The sequence below is a fragment of the Skermanella rosea genome (assembly GCF_016806835.2).
GTDB lineage: Bacteria > Pseudomonadota > Alphaproteobacteria > Azospirillales > Azospirillaceae > Skermanella > Skermanella rosea.
The window spans coordinates 1-22,783 of the sequence record NZ_CP086117.1; the positions used below are offsets into that span (position 1 = coordinate 1).

The window sequence follows — 22,783 nt, forward strand, 5'->3', positions numbered from 1 at the left end:
GTAGAGGTCAGGCGACTTCCACGACGTCGAAATTTCCGGTTTCAGTCAGCACCGGGCGATAGACGCCGACGATCCCGCGCACGCCCTCGTCCCGGCCCATGTGCACGATCATGCCGATCGCGTCGATCACAGGGCCGACCTGGGGCACCATGCCGGGAACTTCGTGCAGAAGGTCGAGCAGCCGCTGTATCGCCTCGCGCGGCCCGTTGGCGTGCAGCGTCGAGAGATTTCCGGTGTGGCCGGTGTTGCACGCCTTCAGGAACTCGTTGCAGGCCATGCCGTCTCGAAACTCGCCGAACACCATGCGGTCGGGGATCGATCGCATGGCGCTTTGGACGAGCAGGCGACTATTGACGACGCCCTCCCACCACATGAACTTGTTCCGCGCCTCGGCACAGTGCAGCTCGGGCCGGTCCTCGATCACCACCAGCCGATCGCGGGAGAACTCGGGTTCGTTGATGATCGCGTTGGCGATGCTGGTCTTTGCCGATCCGGTCGCACCGACCAGCAGGAAGTTCGCCCGGTTCCTGATGCCCCAACGGATCGCCGCAATCCGCCGCTCGGTCCTCCCCGCCGGCAGCTCCATCGTATCTTCGTTCACCACCCTCGACGGCATCGATATGCCGGGGAAGTCCTCCAGCCTGAACACCCGGCGGCTCGGAACCCGGATCGCGATCGTCGAGCCATCGACCGAAGTCGTCGGCACCATCGCCTGGACGCGATCGCCGACGACCGGGATCGTCGCTTCGAGGTTGGGCGACTCATGATCGACGATCCGGTTCTGAAGATGGCCGAGCGCGTTGATCGCCCACAGCTTCGCGGACTCGTCCATCAGCAGGCCGGTGTCGAACCAGGAACCCGAGCGCATCGCCCAGACCCGATCATCGTTGTTGATGACGATATCCGTCAGGCCGGGCAGCTCGCGCAGCTCGGCGATATCCCGCCCGAACGCCTCGGCGACCAACTCGCCGGCCTTGATATCCGTTGACCGTCTCATCTATCGAGCCTCCCGCCTCACGTGGTTTTCCAGAAGCCGGCCGGGGGAACGAGAGGCTGATCCTCGACCGGCGCGACCCTCGGCGCGTAGGCGAGCTGGGGCGGCTCGATGACGGCCGGCAGCAGACGGTCCCGGAAGGCGCGTTCCTTGTCGTACCGCACCTTGCGCGCCCGCCAGGGCAGGAAGCCCAGGCGCAACACGATCTCCTCGTTTTCGGGCAGGGTTCGGATCGCGCCGGGGTCCATGACATACTGCCAGGACCGGCTTTCGCCGCTCGTCGTGCTGGCGCCGCCCCGGCTGCTCGTCCGGCTCTCGGTATCGCGGATCTCGGGCGCCATGCCGATCATCTCGGAAATGCGCTTCAAGGTCCGGTTATCGTTCGCCGCGAACGTCACATAGACGTGGCAGTTATCGATGATGCTGTTCTTCTCCCCATAGACCTGATCGATCTGCGCCAGCGTCTGGACGGCCAGCACACACTCGATCCCGAAACCGGGGATCTGCGGCAGCTTTTCCTCGAAGTCGGGCATATGGCCCAGGCCGTGGAACTCGTCGGCCAGGATCATCAGGCGGTGTTTCTTCTGCCGCCCCCGGCTGTCCGTCTCCAGCGTCTCGGTGAGATCGCGCAGAACCTGGGAGATCAGCAGGTGCACCAGCTTGGCGACGCGGCCGGCATCGGACGGCGGCTGACGCACATAGAGCGACATCGGCTGGTCGAGACACATAAGGTCGCCCGGCAAGAAATCGCACTCGCCGCTAGTGACTTCCGCCACAACCTCGTCATCCCACAGCCACAGGTAAGAGCCCGCCGTGCGATAGGTGTCCGACCGCTGCGCCGCCATCTTGTCGCCCTCGGCGCCGCCCAGGCCGGCAGGAAAGAGCGAGCTGGCGATCCGCGCCGCGACCGGATGGGCTTCCGACGTCATGATCTCGGCCGCGCCCTCGTCGCCGAGCGCCAGGAACTTGCGAATGCCAGCGATCGAGACGTCATCGGCGCCGGGATGGTTCAGCAGGTGCAGCGCCACCGCGACGACATACTCCTGGGCGGTCCGATCGAAGAACGTCGGCTTGACCGCGTTGATGATCGCCAGCACCAGGTTCTGGACGTCGCGGACCTGGAACTCCCCGGGGCGGCACGCCTTCAGGAAGTTGAAGCGCGCGGAGCGTCGATCAGTCGGGCAGAAATAGACCACCTTCGAGAAAGTCGCCCGCCAGCCGCTGGTGCCTGGAAAGCCGAGCTTCTTGTCGCCCCACAGGAATTCCCCTTTGGGATCGATCACCATCACGCTTTGCGCATACGAGAGCAGCGTCGGAACGAGGATGCCGCGGCCTTTTCCGCTCCGGTTCGCGCCCGAAATCAGGGTGTGCGCGTCGCCGCAGTAGGACAGGAATTTCCACGACTGGCCCAGACGTTCCGGCGCGATCTTGCCGACGATGCGAACCCGCGACACGTCGTCATCCTTGCCGATCAGCAGGCCGGCCCGACGCGCCGCCTTGCGATCCGACCAGACCGGCCGTTCCCATCGGGGCTGCTTCTTGCGCCCACCGGTGCCGGCGATCGTCGCGAGAGCGCCGACCAGACCGGCCGCGACCGCGATGAAGCCATAATACCCGGAGCGCGGCGACGCCTGGACGCAGGCGCGCACCAGCTCGGGCGCTCGGGCGAAGTCGAGAGCGTCCACGCCGCATCCGGTGGACAGAAGGGAGACGCCGCCCGCCACGCCGAGCAACAGAGATCCGGCGGCGATCGCCAGTTTCAAGGCTGCTGACATTTTACGACCTCCTGAAGAACCCGCTGCCCGTCGCGGGCTGCGGTTGGGTGATGCGACTGTTGAGAGCCTCGGCGAGCTGGACCTGATGCTCGCCCAGGCGATCGATCGAGAGTCCGAGGCTGCCGATCCTCTCGCCGACGGTCGCGACGCCGCGGATCTGCTCGGCCATCGCCGAGAGCGTCTCGGCCTGCTGCTCGGCGCCCTGGCGCAAGGCGCGCAGCTCGTCCACCAGTAGATCAACGGCGTCGTCATGCGCCGCCCTGCCGTGCAGAAGATCCACCGCCATGATCACGACGTCGGTCATGGTGCGCCGACCCGGAATGACCAGATCCTCCAGCTTGTCGACCGTCTCGCGGGGCAGGCGGAAATGCTTCTCCGTGCGCGCCATCGATCAGATCTCCTGGCGCTGAAGACGTCGCCGCTCGACCTGATCGAGCGTCTGGAGCACCGACGCCCGCTCCGCGTCGCCCCGAACCAGCGAGCGGCGCAGCTTGAACGCCTCGTCCCTGGTGATCCGGCCCTCGGCCCGCGCCTGGGCGATCCTGAGCTTTCCGGCGGCGATCTCCTGGCGGATCGTCCGCGTCTTGGCGACGCCCTGGCGGATCTCCTGCTCGGTCCTGAACTGCCCGAGCTTGCGCGTGACCCACTGCGACGCCCTGATCCGAAAGCCTTCCTTGATGTACTCGCGATCGATCCGCATGGGATTGCCGTCCTCATCGACGGCGCGCAGAAACGCATGGGTGTGAAGGGTCTTGGTGTCGAAATGCGTCACCGCGAAATACTGGACCCTTGTGCCCCAGTCCCGCTCGGCCGCGCTCATCGTCGCCCGCGTCAACTGGCGCATGGCTTCCTCGCGCGCCTCGGCCTCGGGCAGTCCGGTTTCATTCATGACGGCGCGCACCAGCTCGGCCGGCTTCTCGGGCGAGATCGGGATCTTGAAGAAAATGTCGTCACCGGCCGACTGCCACCGCTCGATCGCGGCGTCGGCGTCGATCTCGTTCCGGCTGGCGTCGAAGGCGCGGGCGTGCTCCTGACCCTGCGCCTTTTCCTCCTGGCGAATGTAGTCGAGCCGTTCCTTGAGCTTGTGGATACCCTCGTAACTGACCTTCACCACAACCCGCTGTAGAACCGCCAGCGACTTGCGGGACGTCCATCCGACGCCGACAGTCACCCGCGCCCGCTCGATCCGATCGGGAACCCGACCCGCCCGCATCCGGGGGCGCAGCTTCCCTTTCAGACCTTCCAGCATTCCGATGGGTCGCACTGTGAACCTCCATCTGTTAATATTTAACAGGAAGTATAGGACGGTGAGGACGCCGCCACAACTGCGCCACACGTAGCCACGCCGAGGGGCACGGACGAATGAAGGATTTCCGCCGAAAGTGGTCGATCGCGTGGGCGCGGTGTGTGGGGACGGGGCTTTATCTGGCCTCCCTCTCCCCTGCCTTCCTTCGTCGCAATCCCAACCCTGAAAGGTTCTGAAAATGGACGTCGTGAAATACGCCGAGCAGGTCGCGGACACCTATGCGAAGCATGGCGACAACCGCCACCAGGAACGCGCCCGCGTGATCCACGTCAACGCCGCCAACCTCGCGGCCGACACCAATCACGAGATCGGCTATACCAAGGGAAGCCGCATCGCCAATCAGACGACGCTCACCTATGACGCGCATCGTGAGAAAGGCATGGGCCACGATCAGGCCAGGGCCCAGACCGCCCAGGACATGGCCCAGCGGTTCAGTCGGCAGGGCAACGACCTGACGCAGACGCAGAGACAGTATCAGACGCAGGGCATGTCACGCCCTGTCTGTTAAATTTTCTCAGAAGGGAACTCGATATGCCCGATAGCCCACGTCTGATCTTCTATCTGGTCCTGGTCGCGCTCCTGATCCTGCTGCTCCGCTGCTCGGCCTGACGGCAGCGAACGGGCCTGACGGGGGCGCATTCTCGTAAGGGATATCTCTGCGGGAATGTGCCCCTTTCGGCATCGATCCTTATCCTGGCACACCCTCGCCCCCTGCTCTCGACAGGGGCTCAACCGATCACCTTCCGATAGGTCAGACGATGAAACGCATTGCAATGAAGCTGACTTTTTTCCTCGCCCTGCCGCTGGCCCTGGCCGGCTGCGCGACGTCCCCGCCGACGTCGGCATTCGTCCCGGCGACTCAGGTCGCGCCGCCCGAACCCGAGCCGACCGACGAAGAAATCGAGCTGGCCGATGATCGGGAAATGGAACGCAACCGGGATCGACAGGAGCGGACAGAGGGGCGGGCTGTGCAGCAAGTCGCCCCGGACGGTGACGACTTCTGGGCTCGCAATCACTCGACCGCCTTCCCTGGAAAGACACGCCGTCAGATGGAGATCGAGAAGATCCACAGGCTGGCGAAGATGTGCATCACGCACAACAACACCACTGCGCCGTGCCTGGAGATCATCAGAAGTGACGCGAAGCAGGGCAGGCGCTTTATCGACCTCGGCCTCTGATCAGCACCCGAGTTGCGGCCCGCCGGGTTCGTCCTGGCGGGCCTTTTTCTTTGCCCTGCGCTATGCTCGCACCATGCTCCCGCCGCTTCACATCGCGATCAGCGCCGCCGGCCGGCCGATCGACGTCTCCCCGGTCCTCGACGAGATCGAGCGACTGGCGCGGTCGAGCGACGCCCGACGACCAGCTCCCAGGCAAGCGCCGCTTCCAGCAGCCGCGCGTCCTCGGGTGCAGCTTCGCGCCACACCCGGCAGGCTGCCGGCGTCCACTGACCGGGCCGGCGATCGCGCCCGTTGTCGATCGCGTCGAGCAGTCGGCGAAGGTCATGGCTCGGCCTCCAGGATGCGATAGACGCTGGTCCGGCCCACCTTCAGCCGGCGCGCGATCTCGCTGGCGCCCAGGCCCTCGGCCTTCAGCGCCCGAACCGCGGACTTATCGACGGACGGCTTGCGGCCCTTGTAGACGCCCTTGGCCTTCGCCTTCGCGATGCCCTCCAACTGGCGCTCGCGGCGCAGGTTGGTTTCGAACTCGGCGAACACGCCCAGCATATCGAGGAAGCACTTGCCCGCCGCCGTCGAGGTGTCGATCGGCTGCTCGGTCGCCTGAAGGTTCACGCCCCGGGCGCGCAGGTCCCGAACGATGTCCTGAAGGTCGCCGATCGAGCGCGCGAGGCGATCGACCCGCGTCACCATCAGGACGTCGCCGGGCTGAAGGAATTCCATCAGCGTCCGCAGCTCCGACCGGCCGGCGCGAGAGGTCCCGGTCGCCTTTTCCTCGCGGACCACGAAGCAGCCGGCCCGCGTCAGCGCCTCGCGCTGGATCGTCAGGTCCTGATCGGTCGTCGAAACCCGCGCATACCCGTAAACCGCCATCGATCTCCCCAATCTGTTCCGATAGGCTCTAGACCCCTTGAGTGTATCGTTCCGAAACTCGGAAAGCTACCCTATCGGAACAGGAAGATGCTGGATCGTGGTGTTCCGCGAAGTTGCCCCGCTGGCGTATACTCAAACGGAACAAGGCATCTCAGGACGGCTCAGGCTGAACCAGCGCAAGATTTCGCTTGCGCCGCCCCGCGAAACGGGTGTAGAGAGAGGGCACCCGAATTGCGTCTACGCTTCGGGTAGCAATCGCTCACAGCTCGACCGCACCCGCGGCCGGGCTTTTTTTGTGCCCGCGCTCAGGGGAGTCCCATGCAGACCGATGCCGTACCCGTCGAAGACTGGATCACTTCTACCGTTGCCGCAGCAAGGATCGGAGCCACGCCTCGCATGCTACGAAAGCTTGAGGTCAAGGGCGAAGGTCCGCCGGTCTACCGCTTCACCCCTCGGATGGTGCGATATCGCCGGTCGGAGGTGGACGCCTGGATCAGATCCCGCGCCTCGCACTCGGTCGAGCGGCCCGAGGCGTAGGCCAGCGCCATGCCGCTCGATCGCGCGCTCGCCGACCGGCTGGCCAAGCTGCTCGGCATGACCGGGAGCGACTACGACGGCGAGGCGCTGGCCGCAGCGCGCAAGGCGAACGCCCTGCTGAAGACTGCCGGCCTGACCTGGGCCGACGTGATCGACCAGGGCGCGGCGCAGCCGACCGGCTGGCGGGAGCCGAGGGACTGGCGCGAGGCCGTTCTGGTGTGCCTGGATCTCCCCGGCGTCCCGCTGTCGGACTGGGACCGGCGCTTCCTGCACAGTATCGCCACCCGGCCGACGCTCTCGGATCGACAGGCCGCGCAGCTCGATCGGATCGTCTCGGCCTGCCGGCAGTATGCCGCGATGGCGGCATAATTCCACTGTGGTTCGTCTTTCCATACTTCGCGCTGTGCAGTCGATATCAATAAATCAGCGCGCCTGCTCTCAACGTCTATTGACGCCCTTCGTGATATCCACGCCGATCGTTTCAAAAACTCCTTTTCCTGCTCACCTGTCTGTCGTACTATGGCGCAGTTTAGGGCGTCATAAGAACCCGTCGGTGCAGAATTATGGAGAAGGGAAACATGCTAACGCCGCGAGAGCTGGCAGATCTGCTCAAGATCGAACCGCGCACCCTACAGCAGTGGCGACGTCGAAAGCAGGGCCCAACCTACGTGCGCGTATCGCATCGCGTCGTCCTTTACGATCGGGACGAGGTGAATCGGTGGCTGGAGGCGAGAACGACTCGTCACTAGCCCAGAAAAACGAAGGGCGCACGCCAGAACAAAGCGCACGCCCGGGAAGCTCGGAGTTTCAACACGATGAATATCAGCGATATCGGTTCGCCGGTCAAGACCCGTTCACAGACGGAAAGTGATCTGTGGACCTTCTGCGAAGTGATCCACGATCGCGCTGCACCGCTCGCCGGCAAAGGCGTGCTGGTCGTCTCGTCATTCGGCGAAGATCCTGACGCGGATCACAACAAGGGGATCGGCTCGAAAATTCGACGTGTCAGGATTGGCGACGTCGCCGAGACGATAAAGACCATCAAGGCCCTAACTCGGGATCGACACAGAAACGTCTATATGTCGATTGGGGTATATCGGCTCGATCTTGAGACCGGTTTGAAGGGAAGTGAGACAGATCTCGTCGGCGTTCTCGGCTTCGTTGCGGACTTCGATGATTCCAAGGCCCATCGATACGCCGAAAGGCTCCATCCGATCGAACCGTCACTTGTCGTCGAAAGCTCGTCCGGTCGGTTCCAGGCGTTCATTCTGCTCGACCAGCCGGCGACCGTCGAAGAGGCCAAGCCGATCGCGGTCCGGCTAAAGCATTTCGCCGGCTGCGATCACTGCACCATGAATTGCTGCCAGCCCTGGCGCGTTCCCGGTCTGCTAAACTGGCCGAACAAGAAGAAGGTCCATCAGGAAGGCCGCAGCCGGGAACCACAGACGGCGCGCATTCGATCCGAGTTCGTCGGGGTCGTCTATTCGCTGGCCGATCTCGACGCGATCCTGCCGCAGATCCCGAAGAAGGAGACTGTGAACGGGACCGCGAACGGGCACAAGTTCGAGTTCCGGGCCGAGAACCGCGGCGATATTCCGCGTTTCCTGCTCGACCATATGGACGATCCGCTTCCCGAGGGGCAGCGATCCGAACGCGACTGGAAGGTGCTTACCTCCCTGGTCGAGCTGGGCTTCTCTGATGATCGGATCGTGTCGGAGGTCATGAGCCGTACGAGCGGCGTCGGATCGAAATTCATCGGGAACGAAAAGCGTCTGCGCGGCGAAATCAATCGCGCCAGGGCGAAGGCCCGGGGGCTGCTATCGAAAGATCGCTGGCAGCGTCACGAACGCAAGACGCGCGACCGCGCCACCAGCTCGCCCGCCGCGAAGCCGGCCAGCAGCTCGACGTCGGAGATCGCCGGCCCTTTCGTCGTCACCGAGGACGGGGTGTATTACACCTATACGAAGGACGGCGAAGAGGTTCAGGAAAAGATCTGCTCCCGGCTCGACGTGATCGCGATCACCCACGACGAGCAGGAGGAAGGATGGGGGCGCGTTCTCAACTTCAAGGATCTCGGCGGGACGCCGCACCAATGGGCCATGCCCATGTCCCTGACGGCCGGCGACGGTCTTGAGATCCGGCAGGAGCTGCTTTCTCAGGGACTGGTGATCGAGGCGTTCAAGGGCGCCGGGGTGAAGGTCGTCCAGTATATCGTTAGCGCGCATCCGTCCGAGACCTGGCTCTCGGTTTCGCGCATCGGGTGGCATGGCGAGTCATTCATCCTGCCCGACGAGACTTTCGGCAGCGCCGACAGGCCGATCGTCTTGCAGCGCGAGCGCAGCGCGAAGCACGCCTTTCGGACCAAGGGAACGCTCGAAGAGTGGCAGGCGAAGCTATCCCGATACTGCGTCGGTAACGCCTATCTCGCGTTCGCCGTCTCTTCGGCGTTCACCGGCCCTTTGCTCAAGCCGATGAACGAGCAGGGTGGCGGGTTCCACTATCGCGGTGACTCGTCCTGCGGCAAGTCCACCTGCCTCGAAGTCGCCGGGTCGGTCTGCGGCGGCGGCGGGCAGAACGGATATAAGACGACGTGGCGCGCGACCGATAACGGCCTCGAAGGCGTCGCCGAAGGCCATTGCGACACGCTGCTCTGTATCGACGAGATCGGCGAGTCCGACGCCAAGACGATCGGGACGACCGCCTACATGCTGGCGAACGGGCAGGGCAAGATCCGCGCGAGCAAGATCGGCACTGCCCGCCCGCCGGCGGAATGGCGGCTGCTCTTCCTGTCGAGCGGCGAAGAGTCGCTCGCGTCCCGCGTCGTCACCGGGGGCGGCAAGACGCAGGCGGGCATGGAGATCCGTCTTGCGGATATCCCGATCAATGGCCGGTGGGGCGTGCTGAACGAGCTGCACGACTTCGCCGACTATCAGGAACCCGGCGCGGATCAGACCAGCGACCGCGATCGCGCGAAAGCCTTGATCAACCATCTGAAGCGCGCAGCAGTCGAGCATTACGGGATCGCGATCCGCGAATACCTGCGGCAGCTCGTCCAAATCGATCCGATCGGACTGGCCGAAGAGATCGCCCGCGAGCAGGCCGACTTTTATCGCCGCTACGTTCCCGCCGATAGCGGCGCCCAGGTCGGGCGCGTCGCCAAACGCTTCGCACTCGTCGCGGCGGCGGGACAGATCGCGACCGATATGGGGCTGACTGGCTGGCCCGACGGCGAGGCTATGCGCGCCGCTGGATACTGCTTCACGGCATGGCTTGGGGCGAGGGGCACCACAGAAGACAGCGAGAACGGGACCGCGGTCGATCAGGTCCGCACCTTCATCGAAGTGCATGGCGCATCCCGGTTCAGCTCCATGAACGATGCCGAGAACGGCATCGAGGATGCGCGCGTCATCAACCGGGCCGGCTACAAGCGGAAGACCGCGGACGGACAGACCGAGTATCTGATCTTCCGCAACGTCTTCCGCAACGAGGTCTGTAAGGGCTTCGACCACACTAAGGTTGAGGAATTGCTGATCGAGCGCAACTTCCTCGCGACCAGTGGCGGAAAGCGTCAGATCCAGGTCAAGCGGTCCGCAGGGTATCTGGACGAGAACGGCGAGCCTATTACGAACGAATTAGGACAGCTCAGGACCAAGGAAAGGTTCTACTGCATTCTCCCCGCCATCCTCACCGAGAGTTGACCAAAATGGGCAGGTTTTCGAGGTTGATGGGCTCGCGAGTACCACCGGTACCACCGGGCTCTTTGGTCGGTACCACCGAAAAAGCTAATGATTTCAACGCGGTATCACCGGTACCACCGGTACCACCGAAAAAAGCAGAACCAAGACGAGAAACCGAAAATGCTGCATATTACCAAAGTAATACACGGCAAGCTCCAGTCCTCGCGCGCGAATTATATATATCAGGTGGTACCGGTGGTACTGGTGGTACTGCACTGAAAAATAAGGGTTTTTACGGTACCACCGGGGAAATCCGGGGTGGTACCGGTGGTACCGACGAGCGAAGGGGTGAAAAGCCCCTTCTGTCGGCGATTGCGTCGGCCCTGAAGTCGGGAGATCCGGCCCGCATCGCGGCCATTGTGGCCTCAGATCCAGATCTCTCCGAACGCGCAGCTATCAGCGAATACGACGGCGGAATGCCCCGTCGTGACGCGGAGCGCGCCGCACTTCTTCAAGCAGTCGAGGACGGCAGCTATGCCCACTGAGATCCGCGCCGATCGCGATCTGATGAGGATCGTCGAGCGCATCGCCCAGGTCGTCTCCCCGCGTCCAGCGGTTCTCCCAACCGCGGCGAACCCAATCGTCCGACCGATGGTGCTGGGAATCATCAGTCAGCTTCATGAGCGCGTAGTTTCTCCCGAGGGAATGCGCAAGGGCGACGCCCACTCAATGCTCTCCCAGGCGGTGAAGCACTACGCCAGATCAGCTCTCTACAAGGCGGCGCTGGCCGCGCCCGGCGCGTGGCGGCACGACCTGGACGGCAACCCGGTCGAGCCGGTGTCGCAGGAACATGCCGACCTCGCCCGCACCACCCCGGCGCTTTCCATTCGGACGAAGGAGACCATTACGATGCAGATCCCAGGACTGAAGATCGCCCAGCAGATTGCGGCCGATCAGCTGCGACCCGTTGACGATATCGTGAAGGTGGTCACGCTCGCGATCGACCTGGGCGATGGTCGCCCCTTCACGGTTCAGTTCTCGGGCAGGAACTATCGCCGCGCCCTGCGGCAGATCGACGAGGCGCGAGCCTCGGGGCACAAGTTCGGCGTCCTGCTGCAAGGCCGCTTGGTCGCCGGCCACCGGATCGAGGAAGCCGGCCTCTCCGTCCAGATGCGAGCGCGACCAGCACCAGACGCTGAAACACCCGCATAACCGGCCCGAGCTTCTGATCGAGCAGCCGACGAGGCGGGGGCAGAGATGCGCCCCGCCTTTTTCATGCCCGCCGCACTACCCGAAATGTCAGCGAACCGATATCGCCGTTTTCTCCGCTGCCCAACCGGGGATTGAAGATGTATTTCCCTGTACCGATAGCGGCGCACATCTTACTCTTGAGGCATAGGAAGAAACGAGCAAACAGCAAACCACGGAGATCTAAAATGATAGCCAACGCGGCATACGAGGCCGACGAGGCGATCGAACCCGACTAAGCCTATCGGCGTGGTAGGCTTCGAGTATTGGAAGCAAATCGTCCGGTATTCGGACTCTGCGGGGGCGGGCCGTCGAAAAGGCGGCCTTGCCCCCGAAAACGTGTTGCAGGAGAAAGAAAGAGAGATAGCATCGGGAATACTTCAACCCGAAGGATCGACACCATGGCCCAGGCCGACGAGACTGTGCCGCTTCCCGATGTGCCCCGACTCATTCGTGAAATGACGGGGCATCGCGTCACCTATGGCGATCTGTACCGCCGAGTCCTGGACGGCGACCTGCCGGCCCAGCGAGATCGCGGACGGTGGCGCGTGCGAACCGGCGACGTGCCGACGATCGCAAAGGCACTGACTAACAAATCAACCGAGAGGGCATAACGATGAACCTGGAAAACCGGATCACGGAGCTGGAAACGCAGAACGCCGCGCTTCATCAGAAGGTCGTCGAGGGTGAGCGCAAGGCCGCGAAACTGGAGGCGGAAAACAAGCAGCTTAAAGGCGAGAACGCTCAGGAGCGCGCCGGCCGACGTCTCGCCGAGATCGCTTCCGCCGCCGGCGTGCTGCCGAGCGCCGTTCCCGACGCGGTTGCCCGCGCGCTGGAAGCGGGTAGCTGGAAGGAGATGAAGGGGAAGCTGGTTCGGATCGGCGCGGACGGGCATCCCGAGATCGGCCCCGGCGGCAGCGACATCACGCCAGACCGCGCCATGAAGTCGCTGAAGTCGAGCGCCCCGCATCTGTTCGCCGACGCCGACGCCGATGGAACGTCCAGCGCGGCGAGCGCGGCGAGGCCGAGCAGCTCATCGGCATCGTCGATCCCGGAGAAGTACCGAGGCAACAAGAACCCCTGGCGGTCGGGCAACATGACCCAGCAGGCCGAGGTATACCGGACGAGCCCGGCGCTGGCCCAGCGCCTCGCCGACGAAGCCGGCGTCCCGATGATCCCCGGCAACCGCCCGCCCCCGCATGGGCACATGGGCTTGCGCCGATAGACGAAGAAAGGGGGCCAGGATACGAGCGCCTGGCCCCATTTCACCCCTCGTTCCCCGCCCACGACGAACACCGTAGGACGCCGCGTCCTATGCAGCCCAGCCGACGAGCTGCACCCCCTCATTCACATGGAAACGTCCGCACTATCGACGTCGCGATCATGTACCGCGGCGGTTGGTGCCACATCTCAGGGTGTTCCCTGGCGAACTTCACCGCGACCTCGCGAAGCTGAATGACGCTGACGCTGCGGGGCACGCAAGCCTTGATCGCGCCCGCGAAACCGTCCTCAATCATCCATTCCGCGATGCCCTGGACGAAGCCTGTGCACCATCCCTGGGCAAATCCCTTGGAGTCACACGCTTCCAGAAAGTCTGTTCCGCTCACCGGATCGTCAGTCGCCCAGGCCGGCGGCGCCAGGACGAGCAGCGCCGCCAGCGCCGCCCCTGCGATCTTCTTCATGCCGCCCCCCTTAATCGTCGCCGTGCCACCAGAGGCGCACGACGCGATAGAGCATCACCAGCGCGACCAGAAAGCAGACGGTGAACGCGACCGAGTGCCGCGCCCCCGACGCCCACCACGCGCCGCCGGCCGCGATCGTCAGCCCGACCACGGCATCGAACATCTTCACGCCGTTGACCGGCTTGCGCCCTGACGCTTCCCGAGCTGCGCGCCAATCCGCCCGACGCTCGGCGAGCAGCTCGTCCCAGGCCCGCGCGATCCGCGCGACGATCCAGCAGCCGACGACGACCGCGCCCAGGACGGCGACGACATGCGCGAACACGTCGCCCCCGGTCACGGATGCGCCTCCGTCTCGACGCGATCGAGCATCCGACGACACGACACCGTAAATTCGTCCGGGAAATCGATCCCCGCATCTTCCAGCGTCTGTCGGATCTTTCGCAGACTTCCGGCCATCGACTCTTTGCCCGCCTCGACCCGCGCAATCGTACCTGTCGCAAGGCCGCTTTTCTGGCCGAGATCGCGCACGCCCCAGCCCAGCGCGATCCGAGCCATCCTTACCTGATATTTCGTAATCATTAGATCCTCGTTACTTCGTGGCGACGCTCGACCGCATTTCATTGGAACGCTGTATCATTTTTCCTCTAGACGGAGCTGAAGGAGTAGGGGTATTATAACACGGTTCCAACGGATTGGAACTGACAGGCACCGGAGAGTCAAATGCAAAATTTCTGCTCCGCATACCCTCAAGGAAAGATCATCGCGACGCTCGGCGATGGCCGGGTCGAGATCACGCTGAAGCTGATCGAGCAGCCCCGCCTGGAACTGGTCTCGACCATGACGTTCCGCGGCGCTTCCGTCGAGCTGGCCCGCGAGCTGGCCGAGGACGAGGACGAGGCGATCTCGATCGCGACAGACTTGGAGTGGAAGGCCCAGGACGAGCTGAAGGTCCTCGACGTCGATTTCACAAAGAACCCCTGCGGATGGCCCGAGGCCCTGGAGCGGCATTTCGATTTCGCCCGCGCCCAGGCCCTGCGCGTCGCAGTGCGAGCAGCGGAGTAAGGCCGATGCCGTACCGCCGCGAGCAGCTCGTCCCGATCGGCCGCACCGGCACCGCGATCTATTACGTCGGCGGCGTCTGGGTATACCGCCAGTGCGGCGCGCATCCCTACCGGTACGACACGCTTCCCGATTTCGTCCGCGAGCTTCAGACCGGCGCGCTCGGCGGGAGCTGGCGCGAGACGGAAGCCGGAACCGCCCTGATCGACAGGTTCATCGACTAGCCACCGGGCGCGGGGAGTGCCGCAAACACCCCCCGCTTCCCACCATCAAGCAGGAGTTCCAGATGCACAGGAACGTTTCAACGTACCAGCCCCGCGAAACTGATTCCAGCTATCGCTTGGGCATCGTCGCCGCCGCCCTGCGCGCCGCCGACGTCGCCGACTTCCGGCCCGCCCCGGCCGCGTCGATCGCCTTCGTCCCCGGGCACGCCCGCGAGATCGGGAGGGCTGCATAATGGCCCGCCGTCCCGCCGCCGCCGCACAGCTCGATTTCGGCCTGATCGTCACCGACCCCGAAGCCGCTCGCATCGAAGCCGCCCGCAAGACCCGCAAGTGCCTGTCCTGCGGCCACGGCTTCGCCAGCGAGGGACCGGGAAACCGGATCTGCAAGCCGTGCAAGGGGCTGGAGGTCTTTCACTCCGCGCCCGACAGCTTCGCCCTTCACACGGCATCGACCGCTTCCCGCGCCCCCTTCTGAGGAACACCGCGATGATCCGCATCACCACTTCTCAGCGTCTCGTCCTGGCAGATTGCACGCGCCTGGGCCTCGTCGGCTGGCTCGTCACCGATCCCGTCGTCGGCCATAAGGCCCGCCGCTTCGAGCATATGGCGACCACGATCGGCGGATTCCGCTTCTCCCGCTTCGCGACGCTGGCGATGAACGAGCTGGGGCCGGACTACATGCCGAAGTCGCCGGCCTCGGCCATGACGTTCCCGCTGTCGATCGCTGAAGCCGCCGCCCTTGCGAACGATATCGAGCTGGAGCTTGCGACACCGGAGCAGCTTCACGCCGCCGCCCTGATCGCCGCGTTCAGCCCCTACGGTCAGCCCGAAGTCGGAACCCGCGACTGGCGGTCTTACGTCTCGGTCCTGAACGTCCTGGGCGTCTTCGTAGACGAGGGATACCCGAACTGGCGGGCCGAGGTCGAAAGCGCCCTGCGCCCGTTCTGCCGCGCCGTCGCCTCGTCCTACGCCTCGACCATCAGCGCGGAGTGACCCTCATGCGATCCATCATAACCGTCGCCGCCCTGCTGGCCCTGGCCGGCTGCGCGTCTCAGCCCGCCGTGCGCGACTCCCTCAGCATCACCGACTACATGCGGCTGATCGACGCCCGCGAGCAGGCGTTCGATGCCCCGGTCGGCCAAGCGGCAATGTGGATGAACGTCCTGACCGGCCTGGGCGGCACCGTCACGCCTCTCAACAAGGCGCACCGGGACCAGGGGCGCACCTGCCGGCGGTTCCGGCAGCTCGTCCGATCGACGGACGGACGGCTCGACGATCGCGAGATGACGGCCTGCCGCGGACCGTCCGGTGTCCTGGCCTTCGAGCAGGAGGAGTGACTATGACCGTCGTCTGTTTCCGTTGCCCCGAGTGTCGCGGACGCCGCGTCATCGCAAACCCCAAGGTGTCGGAGTTCTGCCAGAAACACAGCGTCACCCTCTGGCAGACCGGCCAAGCCGTCCTCATGAACGCGAGCATGTGCGCCGAGGTCGGTGGCCTTCCCGCTGCGGTTTGGCCGGCCGCCGGCTTTTCGGAGGATGCGTTCCTCGATTTTGCCGAGATCGCCCATGCGCCAGGCGTGATCGCCTGTCCGGCTTGTGGCAATGGAGGTGACGTTGACGGCGCACTTTCCCGCGCCGAAGCAGCTATCCAACGAGTCATTTCTGAAGGTGGCGAGCAACTGAACTGAACAACGGGCCTGCGCCGCAGAGGTCCAGAGAGCGCGTTGAAGGGCTTCGGGGTGGGAAGAACCCCCGGAGCCCTTTTCGCGTCTGTGCGCCCTGCCTGCGGCTCCTGGCGGGCATTCGATCGCTTCCCCTCGATCGAGATCCGGCGCGCAGACCGATCACCCCGGATCGTCACCGATTGCGCGCGGCGAGCGTCTCGCGTAATCGCAAGTAATCGACGAAAAAGCCGATTGAAAAAGCTGGTGTTTTTCAGATCTGTAACTACCTTTCTCTTTGCCGGGCGAATATCGGCAAAGGCACCTGTGCAATGGGAAAGGCGATTATCTGCCCAGAATGCGGCAATGACTTTATCAGAAAGCCACGATCACCGGCGCAATACTGCTCAGTTGTGTGCAAGTTCTGGTCGCTGGTCGATCGCAGCGGCGGGCCTGATGCCTGCTGGCCCTGGATGGGATGGAAGGGGCCGCTGGGGTACGGGTCGGTCCCGGATAACCTCGCCGATGGCAAGCGGACGAGCGCGCATCGCCGAGCGTATTTCCTGCATTACGGCGTCGATCCGGGAAAGCTCTCGGTCTGCCACCGCTGCGACAACCCGAGCTGCGCGAACCCTGCCCACCTCTGGCTCGGGACTCACCAGCAGAACCTGATGGACGGCGTTCAGAAGGGGCGGATCTCGGTGGCGGCGCCAGGGGCGGCGAACTTCAGATCCAAGCTCGACGAGGCCCAGGTCCGCGCGATCCTGAAATCGCCTGAGCCAGGGATCGCCCTGGCGCGCCGCTTCGGTGTGTCGAGATCCGCCATCAGCCTGATCCGAACGCGCGTAACGTGGCGGCACGTCTGGCAGGCGATCGAGGCGGAAGTCGCGCAGCACCAGGCCCCGCTGCGTGTGCGGGAAAGCTGTCGGGATAGCCCCCGCGCCGGTTAGTCGAGGCCGCCAACGAGCGGCCGACCCGCTCGCCCGCGTCGGACGTCAAGCGTTCCCGCAGACCGACCGGAGCCACGCGCAGCGCCCATAGGGCCGAGCATGGCGAGGATTGGGCGAGGACAATGCTTGACGCCCATAACCATAAGACCCTTGTTGCTCCCTGGTTCGTTCATCGAACCAGGGATGCCCCCCCGGCGAGGGGATCGCCCTTTCGCCTTCCGGCTATCGGCCGCCGGCCTGCTCCCTGATCCGGTCGATGACGCGGACGCACGCGATCGCGCGGTCGGGATCGTCGTGCTGCACCCGGAGCCCCTCGTCGAACAGCGCGTTGATCAGGGCATCGACGCCGTGCGCGTAGACCTCGGCCATCACCGCCTCGATCGGCTGCTCAGGATCGCGGACAAGCCGCTCGACGACCTCAGGCGAGACCAGCATTGCTGACTTACCTAACTGCGCATCTGCCCACTTACGCAATTGCCCACTCAAGCATCTTGGCTGTCGAGATAGCGCATCAGGGCGGTTTCCATGACCTCTTGGTGCGACTGCTCGACCTTGAACCCGAAGGCACGAAGCCGCTGATACTGCGCCTCGGTCAGCTTCAGGGTCAGGGATCGCTTCTTCTTCTCCGCTGCGGTGGCAGGATCGACCGGCAGCGGGACTGGTGACGGGACTGGCTCGCCCCGCTGCGGGATCTCTGCCGGACGAGCCGCGGCCCCCTTGCGCTGAACCATCGAGCCGAGCGCGTCGAGACGATTAGGCTTGCTCATTTGCTTATCTCCTTATTTAGCTGCTTACGCAGATACGCAACAAGCTCGTGGATCTCGGTCGAAGCCGGCCCGTCGCCGACCTCGACCACGGCGCGGCCGTCGAGCGCGGCGGTCGGGAATTCGACGCGATCGTGAATGACCGTGGGCGAGACCTTGCCGTGCTGCGCGAGGGCGGGGATCGTCTCAAGCGCCAGCCGGGTGCGCTTCTTCGCCTGAGAGACCACGAACACGAAGTTGCGCCCCGCCGCCTCGATCATGTCGAGCGTCGGACCGACCGCATCGAGGTCGTCCGGGGTCGGCCGCACCGGCACGACAACCAGGTCGGCGAGACCGATCACGTCCGAGACGAAGGCATGGGCCGATGGCGGGGTATCGATCAGCACCATCTTGACGCCAGCCGCGCGTAAAGCCTCCAGGGTTGCCGGCAGGCCGTTGTCGATGCCGACGAGCACCGGCGCCTCGGCTTCCCTGCGGTTCCACCAAGCGGTCAGACTGCCCTGCGGATCGGTGTCAATCAGCGCCACATCCTCCCCCAACGCCACGGCTAGGTTCCGGGTGATGGTGGTCTTGCCGGAGCCACCCTTCTGCGATGCCACAACAATCGTCTGCATGTGCCCCTCTGCGTAAATGCCCACCTAGCCATTTACGGATATCATCATTTGCGCATGTGCTGAAGGTCTCCGCGTCGGGCGTGCGAAAAAAAGACCGAGCGCGAGTGGCTCAATGCTCGCTAGTGCGCGGACTTGATAGAGAAACGATATCGCTTTCGGACAGAGGGTATAGTTCCGCTTCCGCTAATCCCGGCCCCCACAAAGGCCAGCGGATTGGGAGCGCAGTTTCCAGCCGTCTATACCCAGGACTGCCCGATATCGGGGGCCAACCGCCCGGCGCCAGCTATATCCCCGCTGGCTGGGTACTATCCCCGCCGTACATTCGTCCTGGCTTTGCCTAGCCCCCTGCGCGGCAACTAGGCGGGTCGGAAGCCCATTGCTGGTGAAGTTCCCCGACAGCCTGTCCGGTTTCGCGATCAGGAACCGGCAACTGAGAGAACCACATCGAACCTCTGGAAACGCTCGCGGTATTAGGATACCGTGCTGCCCAGCGGCACCGCGAGGACTGGTCCTGGAGACTCGCGGTTCGGCGCGGCGACGATTAGCAGCGTCGCCGCGCACGCCACCGTAAAGCACAGCGGCACCCTGACAATAAAAAAGCGTGGATCTCTCACCTTTCGAGGGGGTGGCCTAGCCGTCTGCGTCAGGTGTGCGGCTGGCGAAGCTCCGCAGACTTGGCCCCGATCGTCGCGACGGCGAGTTGCCACACCGCGAACCATCCCTGCCGGCGATACCCGATCCGCTTGCGGTGGCTCTCGCGGGTGTATTCGACCCGCACCTTGTCGCCCTCAATCGCCTGCACGATGCCGGGATAGAGCCCCGGCACGTAGACCGGATCTCCGACGTCGGGCGGGTCGAGCGGCGCTCCCGGCTCAAGATCGGCGTCCGCATAGACCGGCGGCGGGCCGGTCTCGATCGACGGTCTGATCAGACACACGATCGCGCCGTTCCCGCTCGGCGTACCGACCGGCTGCAACACGATGCCGGGACCGTCCGGCGTCACAACGCTGTCACCCTGATTGAACGTCATCGGCTTTCCCCTAAAACGCTGCGAAGAACCCGCCCAGGAACGCGAGGGAAGGGCGCAGAGGTCGATGGAGCCCTCGGCGCGCAGTTTCGCCCGTCAGAAATTTCGTCGTGCCCTACGGCCAGAAAATCGCGCGATCAGTCCTCGTCGGAGTCATCGTCGGGCGGGCGATCGGTTCGGACGTCACCGGGCGCCGGCCAGACCCGCTCGCTTGCATCACCATCGGCTGGCTTTATCGTCCTGCCGCCGAAAACCCGCTGCCACTCCTCGGGCGACATCTGGACCGGGGCCTCGACGACGAACTGCACGTTCGGCGCGTTGGCTTCCTTCATCACCTGGAGCAGCTCGCCGCGCGTCTTTTCAAGCTGTGCGATCCGGCCGAGCAGCCAGTTCACCCGGCCCGAGACGTCGGGACGCTTGGAAACCGTGTCGAGGCTTTTGCCGCCGCGATCATCTGTCGATTGCCGGAATTCGACCAGTTCGAAGCCGGCCTGGTTCTTCGGCGAGTTAGCGTTTTTCTGGATTGCGCCTTCCAGCTCCAGCGCGCGGGCCAGCCAGATCTTGGCGATGCGGATCTCGTCGTCGATGTTGCCGAGCGGGATATCCTTCCAGATCGCGGTCTCGTCGTCCTGCAGGTGTCGGGAATAGAGCCCGTGGCTGTATCGCCCATTCGACTTTCCGCCGTTCTGTCGCTCGGGCGTCCTCCCGCCGTGGTTGGCGCAGCGGTTCTTGCCCTTGAGTGGTCGCTTCTGGCACGGCTGACCCTGCCTGTTCTTCGCGCCGCAGATGCGTCTTAGTGGTGTTTCCATGGAGTTGATCTCAAAAAGCTGCGCAAGGCGATGCTTCACCGCTCTGAAAAATTTAACTATCTCCGCGGCATATCGAAAGTGCAGGTCCGGGGCTCTCCCCAAAAAAGTGCCTGCGCGATATGCGTATCCCGCCTCAGACGTGGCGCTTCTGATCTAGAAGGGCTTTCATGTCTCCGCTGCTTCGCCGCAGCACTGGAGAGAAGGTCCGCCCAATGCACCTCGGGCGGGCCTTTTTGCTTCTCAGCAGCCTTTTTGACCGTGAAAAGGCAGCTTTTCCAGATCCTGGCGCCGCGACCTATGACCCATCGGGTATGACCGCATAAGTCTGAGCGGGTTGCTGGTCATATTGGTAGTCTCCAAGCGTCCTTCGCAGAGGGACATCGTAGCTCAACTCCGATTACTCTTCCCCGCTCGCACCTCCGTCCGCCCCACTCGCGAGCGGGGTTTTCCCTGTTCTCAGCATCCAGGCGGGCGCTGCCGGGAGTTGATCGACTGGCGCATCTGCTCGACGCTCGGCGTCGCGATGCTCTTCGGCGACACTCCTGGGGAGAGGCCCGTCGTGTCAGTCGGCGGGCCTTTCTTCGTCAGTCGCACTTCGCCTTGTTCTTTGCCGAGATCTGTTGGCGAAGCTGATCCATCGACATGCTCGGCAGTTGCGTGGCCGTCGCTCTGGTGAGCTGCTGGCGCGCGCTTCCCAGCCTCCCGGCGGCGGCGTTCGCCTGGGCGAGCTGCTGGCGGTTATCGGGCAGGCGTTCCCTCGCGATATCCTCACGCCGGATCGTCGGCGGCTTGTAGGGGCCGAGATCGCTGTCCCAGTCATCGAACTCGGACCCAGGCGGCGGCGCAGTCTCGCCGTTCCATTCCCCGGCGCCGACGACTTCCTTGTTATTTCCCTCGATCACGTTGTCCCGGCTCTTGATGCTGTTCGGCATGTGCCGGTTGGTCGCCTCCTGGTCGATCGTCCCGCCGACGTCGTTCCCGACGACCTTGATCCGCTCGGCGCTGACGAGACGCACATCGCCCGAGATCTGGTTTCCCTGGATCAGACCGTCCTCGGCCTCGTTATCCTTGAACTCGTCGGGATAGGCGCGATCCAACCGGCTGTTGCCCCAGCCGCCGGCGATCACGCTGTCTTTCGCCTTCGTCGTGATCTTGTTGTTGATGACCTGGACGCCATCGGACCCGGCCTTGAAGGTGATCCCGCTGTTCGCCGCGGTGCCGCCGATGTCGTTGCCGTCATAGGTCACGCCGACCACGGACACGTTGTCGATCGCCTCCTGACGCCAGTTTCCCCGGATCGTGTTGCCGGCGACGAGAACGCGGCCGTCCTTCGGGTTCATGTTGAAGATCTTGATCGCGTCCTGGCCGACGCCATCGACGATGTTCCCGGTGATCCTGACGTCGTGCAGCTTGTCGTAGGAGCCCCAGAACTTAATGCCGCCGGTGTCCCCGGATCGGCTTGTGGACTGAAGATGCAGGTCCGTGACGTTGATATGGCTCATCCGGTTCCCCTGGATGACTGCCCGGTTCTCCTGCGCGACGATGCGCGCGGCCCCTTGACCGTCGGCCGACGTGATCGTGATCGGGGCGCCCGCGACGCCGTGCTTTCCGCTGAAGTCCAGCGACTGGTGATAGATCCCGGCCCGCAGCGCGATCGTGTCGCCGGCCTGGGCCCGGTTGATCGCGGCCTGAATATTGTCACCCGGGTTCAGCGTGATCGTCTCGGCGAATGCGGGACTCGCCAGCAGCGCCAGGACCGAAACGCCCGCGAACAGCTTCATGACTCGCCTCTCTCGCTTGCTGTTAAAGTTTCACAATAGATATCAGGGACGAACTAATCGGGCGGCACGCCGGCTAAATTAGAACTCGACCGAGCGTCCGTTGGCGACGAGGAACCGCTTGATCGCCGTGAGCATGAAGGAAGACCGGCTTCTGTTGATCTTCTCCAGAAGCGTATCGACCTCGCTGGCGACTTCTGGATTGACCCATACGGTCTTTCGCAGGCTGCCGCCGAGCGTCGATATGTATTCCGGTTTCTGTCCTCGACGCAGATCGGCCAGGAGGCCGTTCGCCGCGTCGGAATAGATATCCTTCAGCGTCACGCCGCGATCGGCGGCGAGATCCTTCATCGCTTCGATGACCTCGGGCGGTATGCCGGAAAGGCTGAACGAGCCTTCCGCGCCCGGTGGGGACATGAATTCCTCGGTTGTTAATCCTTCACAGACTTGCGCGGTTTCCATTATCTGAATTCCCTTTCCTCGACAATCCGCTTCCATTCGGACTCGTCGAGATCGATGGTGAACGGCTCCGGTGGCCCCGGCTCGGGCTGACGGGAAACGAGCTTCAGGCACGGTGCCCCCGATCCGCAGCAGGTCGGCGTCCAGCATTCGGTTCCGTCAGCGCAGTACA

At 64.1% G+C, this 22,783-nt stretch carries 33 protein-coding genes; 18 read left to right on the forward strand and 15 right to left on the reverse strand.

Annotation, left to right across the window (positions count from 1 at the left end; translation table 11 throughout):
• Nucleotides 1–7: 7 nt before the first annotated feature.
• The 4 genes from JL101_RS36250 to JL101_RS36265 are packed head-to-tail and all read right to left on the reverse strand — an operon-like array spanning nucleotide 8 to nucleotide 4,033.
• Nucleotides 8–997, reverse strand: coding sequence for an ATPase, T2SS/T4P/T4SS family (locus JL101_RS36250; protein WP_203104056.1), 990 nt, complete (start codon nucleotides 995–997; stop codon nucleotides 8–10).
• A 17-nt stretch (nucleotides 998–1,014) separates the two neighbouring features.
• The gene (locus JL101_RS36255) at nucleotides 1,015–2,769 is read right to left on the reverse strand and encodes a type IV secretory system conjugative DNA transfer family protein (RefSeq protein WP_203104058.1); all 1,755 of its coding nucleotides are present in this window, start codon (nucleotides 2,767–2,769) and stop codon (nucleotides 1,015–1,017) included.
• A gap of 1 nt (nucleotide 2,770) precedes the next feature.
• Nucleotides 2,771–3,157 carry a hypothetical protein gene (locus tag JL101_RS36260; RefSeq protein WP_203104059.1) on the reverse strand — a complete coding sequence of 129 codons (387 nt, stop codon included), beginning with the start codon at nucleotides 3,155–3,157 and terminating at the stop codon, nucleotides 2,771–2,773.
• Between the two features lie 3 nt (nucleotides 3,158–3,160).
• Nucleotides 3,161–4,033 carry a relaxase/mobilization nuclease domain-containing protein gene (locus tag JL101_RS36265; RefSeq protein ID WP_203104061.1) on the reverse strand — a complete coding sequence of 291 codons (873 nt, stop codon included), beginning with the start codon at nucleotides 4,031–4,033 and terminating at the stop codon, nucleotides 3,161–3,163.
• Between the two features lie 220 nt (nucleotides 4,034–4,253).
• On the opposite strand from JL101_RS36265, the gene JL101_RS36270 reads away from it, so the two are divergent.
• Nucleotides 4,254–4,583: a hypothetical protein gene (locus JL101_RS36270; RefSeq protein ID WP_203104063.1), complete on the forward strand. Its 330-nt coding sequence runs from the start codon at nucleotides 4,254–4,256 to the stop codon at nucleotides 4,581–4,583.
• Nucleotides 4,584–4,833: 250 nt separating this feature from the next.
• On the forward strand, nucleotides 4,834–5,253 hold the full coding sequence (locus tag JL101_RS36275; protein ID WP_203104065.1) for a hypothetical protein: 420 nt from the start codon (nucleotides 4,834–4,836) through the stop codon (nucleotides 5,251–5,253).
• A 321-nt stretch (nucleotides 5,254–5,574) separates the two neighbouring features.
• Here the strand turns inward: JL101_RS36275 and JL101_RS36280 are convergent, their stop codons facing one another.
• Nucleotides 5,575–6,123, reverse strand: coding sequence for a recombinase family protein (locus JL101_RS36280; RefSeq protein WP_203104067.1), 549 nt, complete (start codon nucleotides 6,121–6,123; stop codon nucleotides 5,575–5,577).
• 396 nt (nucleotides 6,124–6,519) lie between these two features.
• Here JL101_RS36280 and JL101_RS36285 point away from each other — a divergent pair, with 396 nt between their 5' ends.
• From JL101_RS36285 to JL101_RS36315, 8 genes are all read left to right on the forward strand, one after another.
• Nucleotides 6,520–6,660 carry a helix-turn-helix transcriptional regulator gene (locus tag JL101_RS36285; protein ID WP_203104069.1) on the forward strand — a complete coding sequence of 47 codons (141 nt, stop codon included), beginning with the start codon at nucleotides 6,520–6,522 and terminating at the stop codon, nucleotides 6,658–6,660.
• Nucleotides 6,661–6,669: 9 nt separating this feature from the next.
• A complete protein-coding gene (locus JL101_RS36290) occupies nucleotides 6,670–7,029 on the forward strand; it encodes a hypothetical protein (RefSeq protein WP_203104071.1) in 360 nt (119 codons plus the stop codon).
• A gap of 209 nt (nucleotides 7,030–7,238) precedes the next feature.
• A complete protein-coding gene (locus tag JL101_RS37095) occupies nucleotides 7,239–7,409 on the forward strand; it encodes a helix-turn-helix transcriptional regulator (protein ID WP_203104073.1) in 171 nt (56 codons plus the stop codon).
• Between the two features lie 66 nt (nucleotides 7,410–7,475).
• Nucleotides 7,476–10,358: a DUF927 domain-containing protein gene (locus tag JL101_RS36295; RefSeq protein WP_203104075.1), complete on the forward strand. Its 2,883-nt coding sequence runs from the start codon at nucleotides 7,476–7,478 to the stop codon at nucleotides 10,356–10,358.
• Nucleotides 10,359–10,420: 62 nt separating this feature from the next.
• Nucleotides 10,421–10,882, forward strand: coding sequence for a hypothetical protein (locus tag JL101_RS36300; RefSeq protein ID WP_203104078.1), 462 nt, complete (start codon nucleotides 10,421–10,423; stop codon nucleotides 10,880–10,882).
• Complete coding sequence (locus JL101_RS36305) at nucleotides 10,872–11,549, forward strand: ProQ/FINO family protein (protein WP_203104080.1); 678 nt, start codon at nucleotides 10,872–10,874, stop codon at nucleotides 11,547–11,549. The genes JL101_RS36300 and JL101_RS36305 overlap by 11 nt, the downstream gene beginning before the upstream one ends.
• Before the next feature lie 437 nt (nucleotides 11,550–11,986).
• The gene (locus JL101_RS36310) at nucleotides 11,987–12,199 is read left to right on the forward strand and encodes a hypothetical protein (protein ID WP_203104082.1); all 213 of its coding nucleotides are present in this window, start codon (nucleotides 11,987–11,989) and stop codon (nucleotides 12,197–12,199) included.
• A gap of 2 nt (nucleotides 12,200–12,201) precedes the next feature.
• On the forward strand, nucleotides 12,202–12,810 hold the full coding sequence (locus JL101_RS36315; protein WP_203104084.1) for a hypothetical protein: 609 nt from the start codon (nucleotides 12,202–12,204) through the stop codon (nucleotides 12,808–12,810).
• A gap of 118 nt (nucleotides 12,811–12,928) precedes the next feature.
• Here JL101_RS36315 and JL101_RS36320 read toward each other — a convergent pair whose 3' ends face one another.
• The 3 genes from JL101_RS36320 to JL101_RS36330 are packed head-to-tail and all read right to left on the reverse strand — an operon-like array spanning nucleotide 12,929 to nucleotide 13,846.
• Nucleotides 12,929–13,267: a Rap1a/Tai family immunity protein gene (locus JL101_RS36320; RefSeq protein ID WP_203104086.1), complete on the reverse strand. Its 339-nt coding sequence runs from the start codon at nucleotides 13,265–13,267 to the stop codon at nucleotides 12,929–12,931.
• Nucleotides 13,268–13,277: 10 nt separating this feature from the next.
• Nucleotides 13,278–13,604: a hypothetical protein gene (locus tag JL101_RS36325; protein WP_203104088.1), complete on the reverse strand. Its 327-nt coding sequence runs from the start codon at nucleotides 13,602–13,604 to the stop codon at nucleotides 13,278–13,280.
• A complete protein-coding gene (locus tag JL101_RS36330; protein ID WP_203104090.1) occupies nucleotides 13,601–13,846 on the reverse strand; it encodes a helix-turn-helix domain-containing protein in 246 nt (81 codons plus the stop codon). Before JL101_RS36330 ends, JL101_RS36325 begins: the two co-directional genes overlap by 4 nt.
• A 141-nt stretch (nucleotides 13,847–13,987) precedes the next feature.
• Between JL101_RS36330 and JL101_RS36335 the strand changes: the two genes are divergently transcribed.
• The 8 genes from JL101_RS36335 (at nucleotide 13,988) to JL101_RS36370 (ending at nucleotide 17,160) form a co-directional block, all read left to right on the forward strand.
• Entirely contained in the window at nucleotides 13,988–14,329 is a 342-nt protein-coding gene (locus tag JL101_RS36335) for a hypothetical protein (RefSeq protein ID WP_203104093.1), read from the forward strand.
• A 5-nt stretch (nucleotides 14,330–14,334) separates the two neighbouring features.
• Nucleotides 14,335–14,550: a hypothetical protein gene (locus tag JL101_RS36340; protein WP_203104095.1), complete on the forward strand. Its 216-nt coding sequence runs from the start codon at nucleotides 14,335–14,337 to the stop codon at nucleotides 14,548–14,550.
• Between the two features lie 62 nt (nucleotides 14,551–14,612).
• Nucleotides 14,613–14,783, forward strand: coding sequence for a hypothetical protein (locus JL101_RS36345; protein WP_203104097.1), 171 nt, complete (start codon nucleotides 14,613–14,615; stop codon nucleotides 14,781–14,783).
• On the forward strand, nucleotides 14,783–15,025 hold the full coding sequence (locus JL101_RS36350; RefSeq protein WP_203104099.1) for a hypothetical protein: 243 nt from the start codon (nucleotides 14,783–14,785) through the stop codon (nucleotides 15,023–15,025). The genes JL101_RS36345 and JL101_RS36350 overlap by 1 nt, the downstream gene beginning before the upstream one ends.
• Before the next feature lie 11 nt (nucleotides 15,026–15,036).
• Nucleotides 15,037–15,543: a hypothetical protein gene (locus JL101_RS36355; RefSeq protein ID WP_203104101.1), complete on the forward strand. Its 507-nt coding sequence runs from the start codon at nucleotides 15,037–15,039 to the stop codon at nucleotides 15,541–15,543.
• 5 nt (nucleotides 15,544–15,548) lie between these two features.
• Nucleotides 15,549–15,887 (forward strand): hypothetical protein, encoded by a 339-nt coding sequence (locus tag JL101_RS36360; protein WP_203104103.1) that lies wholly within the window; start codon nucleotides 15,549–15,551, stop codon nucleotides 15,885–15,887.
• A gap of 2 nt (nucleotides 15,888–15,889) precedes the next feature.
• On the forward strand, nucleotides 15,890–16,237 hold the full coding sequence (locus JL101_RS36365; protein WP_203104105.1) for a hypothetical protein: 348 nt from the start codon (nucleotides 15,890–15,892) through the stop codon (nucleotides 16,235–16,237).
• A 305-nt stretch (nucleotides 16,238–16,542) separates the two neighbouring features.
• Nucleotides 16,543–17,160: an HNH endonuclease gene (locus JL101_RS36370; RefSeq protein ID WP_203104106.1), complete on the forward strand. Its 618-nt coding sequence runs from the start codon at nucleotides 16,543–16,545 to the stop codon at nucleotides 17,158–17,160.
• 222 nt (nucleotides 17,161–17,382) lie between these two features.
• On the opposite strand, the gene JL101_RS36375 is transcribed toward JL101_RS36370, so the two are convergent.
• The 7 genes from JL101_RS36375 to JL101_RS36405 form a co-directional block, all read right to left on the reverse strand.
• Nucleotides 17,383–17,595 carry a hypothetical protein gene (locus tag JL101_RS36375; RefSeq protein WP_203104108.1) on the reverse strand — a complete coding sequence of 71 codons (213 nt, stop codon included), beginning with the start codon at nucleotides 17,593–17,595 and terminating at the stop codon, nucleotides 17,383–17,385.
• Between the two features lie 47 nt (nucleotides 17,596–17,642).
• Nucleotides 17,643–17,927: a hypothetical protein gene (locus JL101_RS36380; protein WP_203104110.1), complete on the reverse strand. Its 285-nt coding sequence runs from the start codon at nucleotides 17,925–17,927 to the stop codon at nucleotides 17,643–17,645.
• Nucleotides 17,924–18,538, reverse strand: a complete 615-nt coding sequence (locus JL101_RS36385; RefSeq protein ID WP_203104112.1) for a ParA family protein — start codon at nucleotides 18,536–18,538, stop codon at nucleotides 17,924–17,926. Before JL101_RS36385 ends, JL101_RS36380 begins: the two co-directional genes overlap by 4 nt.
• 643 nt (nucleotides 18,539–19,181) lie before the next feature.
• The gene (locus JL101_RS36390) at nucleotides 19,182–19,568 is read right to left on the reverse strand and encodes a hypothetical protein (RefSeq protein WP_203104114.1); all 387 of its coding nucleotides are present in this window, start codon (nucleotides 19,566–19,568) and stop codon (nucleotides 19,182–19,184) included.
• A 134-nt stretch (nucleotides 19,569–19,702) separates the two neighbouring features.
• Entirely contained in the window at nucleotides 19,703–20,374 is a 672-nt protein-coding gene (locus tag JL101_RS36395) for an HGGxSTG domain-containing protein (RefSeq protein ID WP_203104116.1), read from the reverse strand.
• Between the two features lie 584 nt (nucleotides 20,375–20,958).
• The gene (locus tag JL101_RS36400) at nucleotides 20,959–22,155 is read right to left on the reverse strand and encodes a right-handed parallel beta-helix repeat-containing protein (RefSeq protein WP_203104118.1); all 1,197 of its coding nucleotides are present in this window, start codon (nucleotides 22,153–22,155) and stop codon (nucleotides 20,959–20,961) included.
• A 78-nt stretch (nucleotides 22,156–22,233) separates the two neighbouring features.
• Nucleotides 22,234–22,761, reverse strand: coding sequence for a hypothetical protein (locus tag JL101_RS36405; RefSeq protein WP_203104120.1), 528 nt, complete (start codon nucleotides 22,759–22,761; stop codon nucleotides 22,234–22,236).
• Nucleotides 22,762–22,783: the final 22 nt, after the last annotated feature.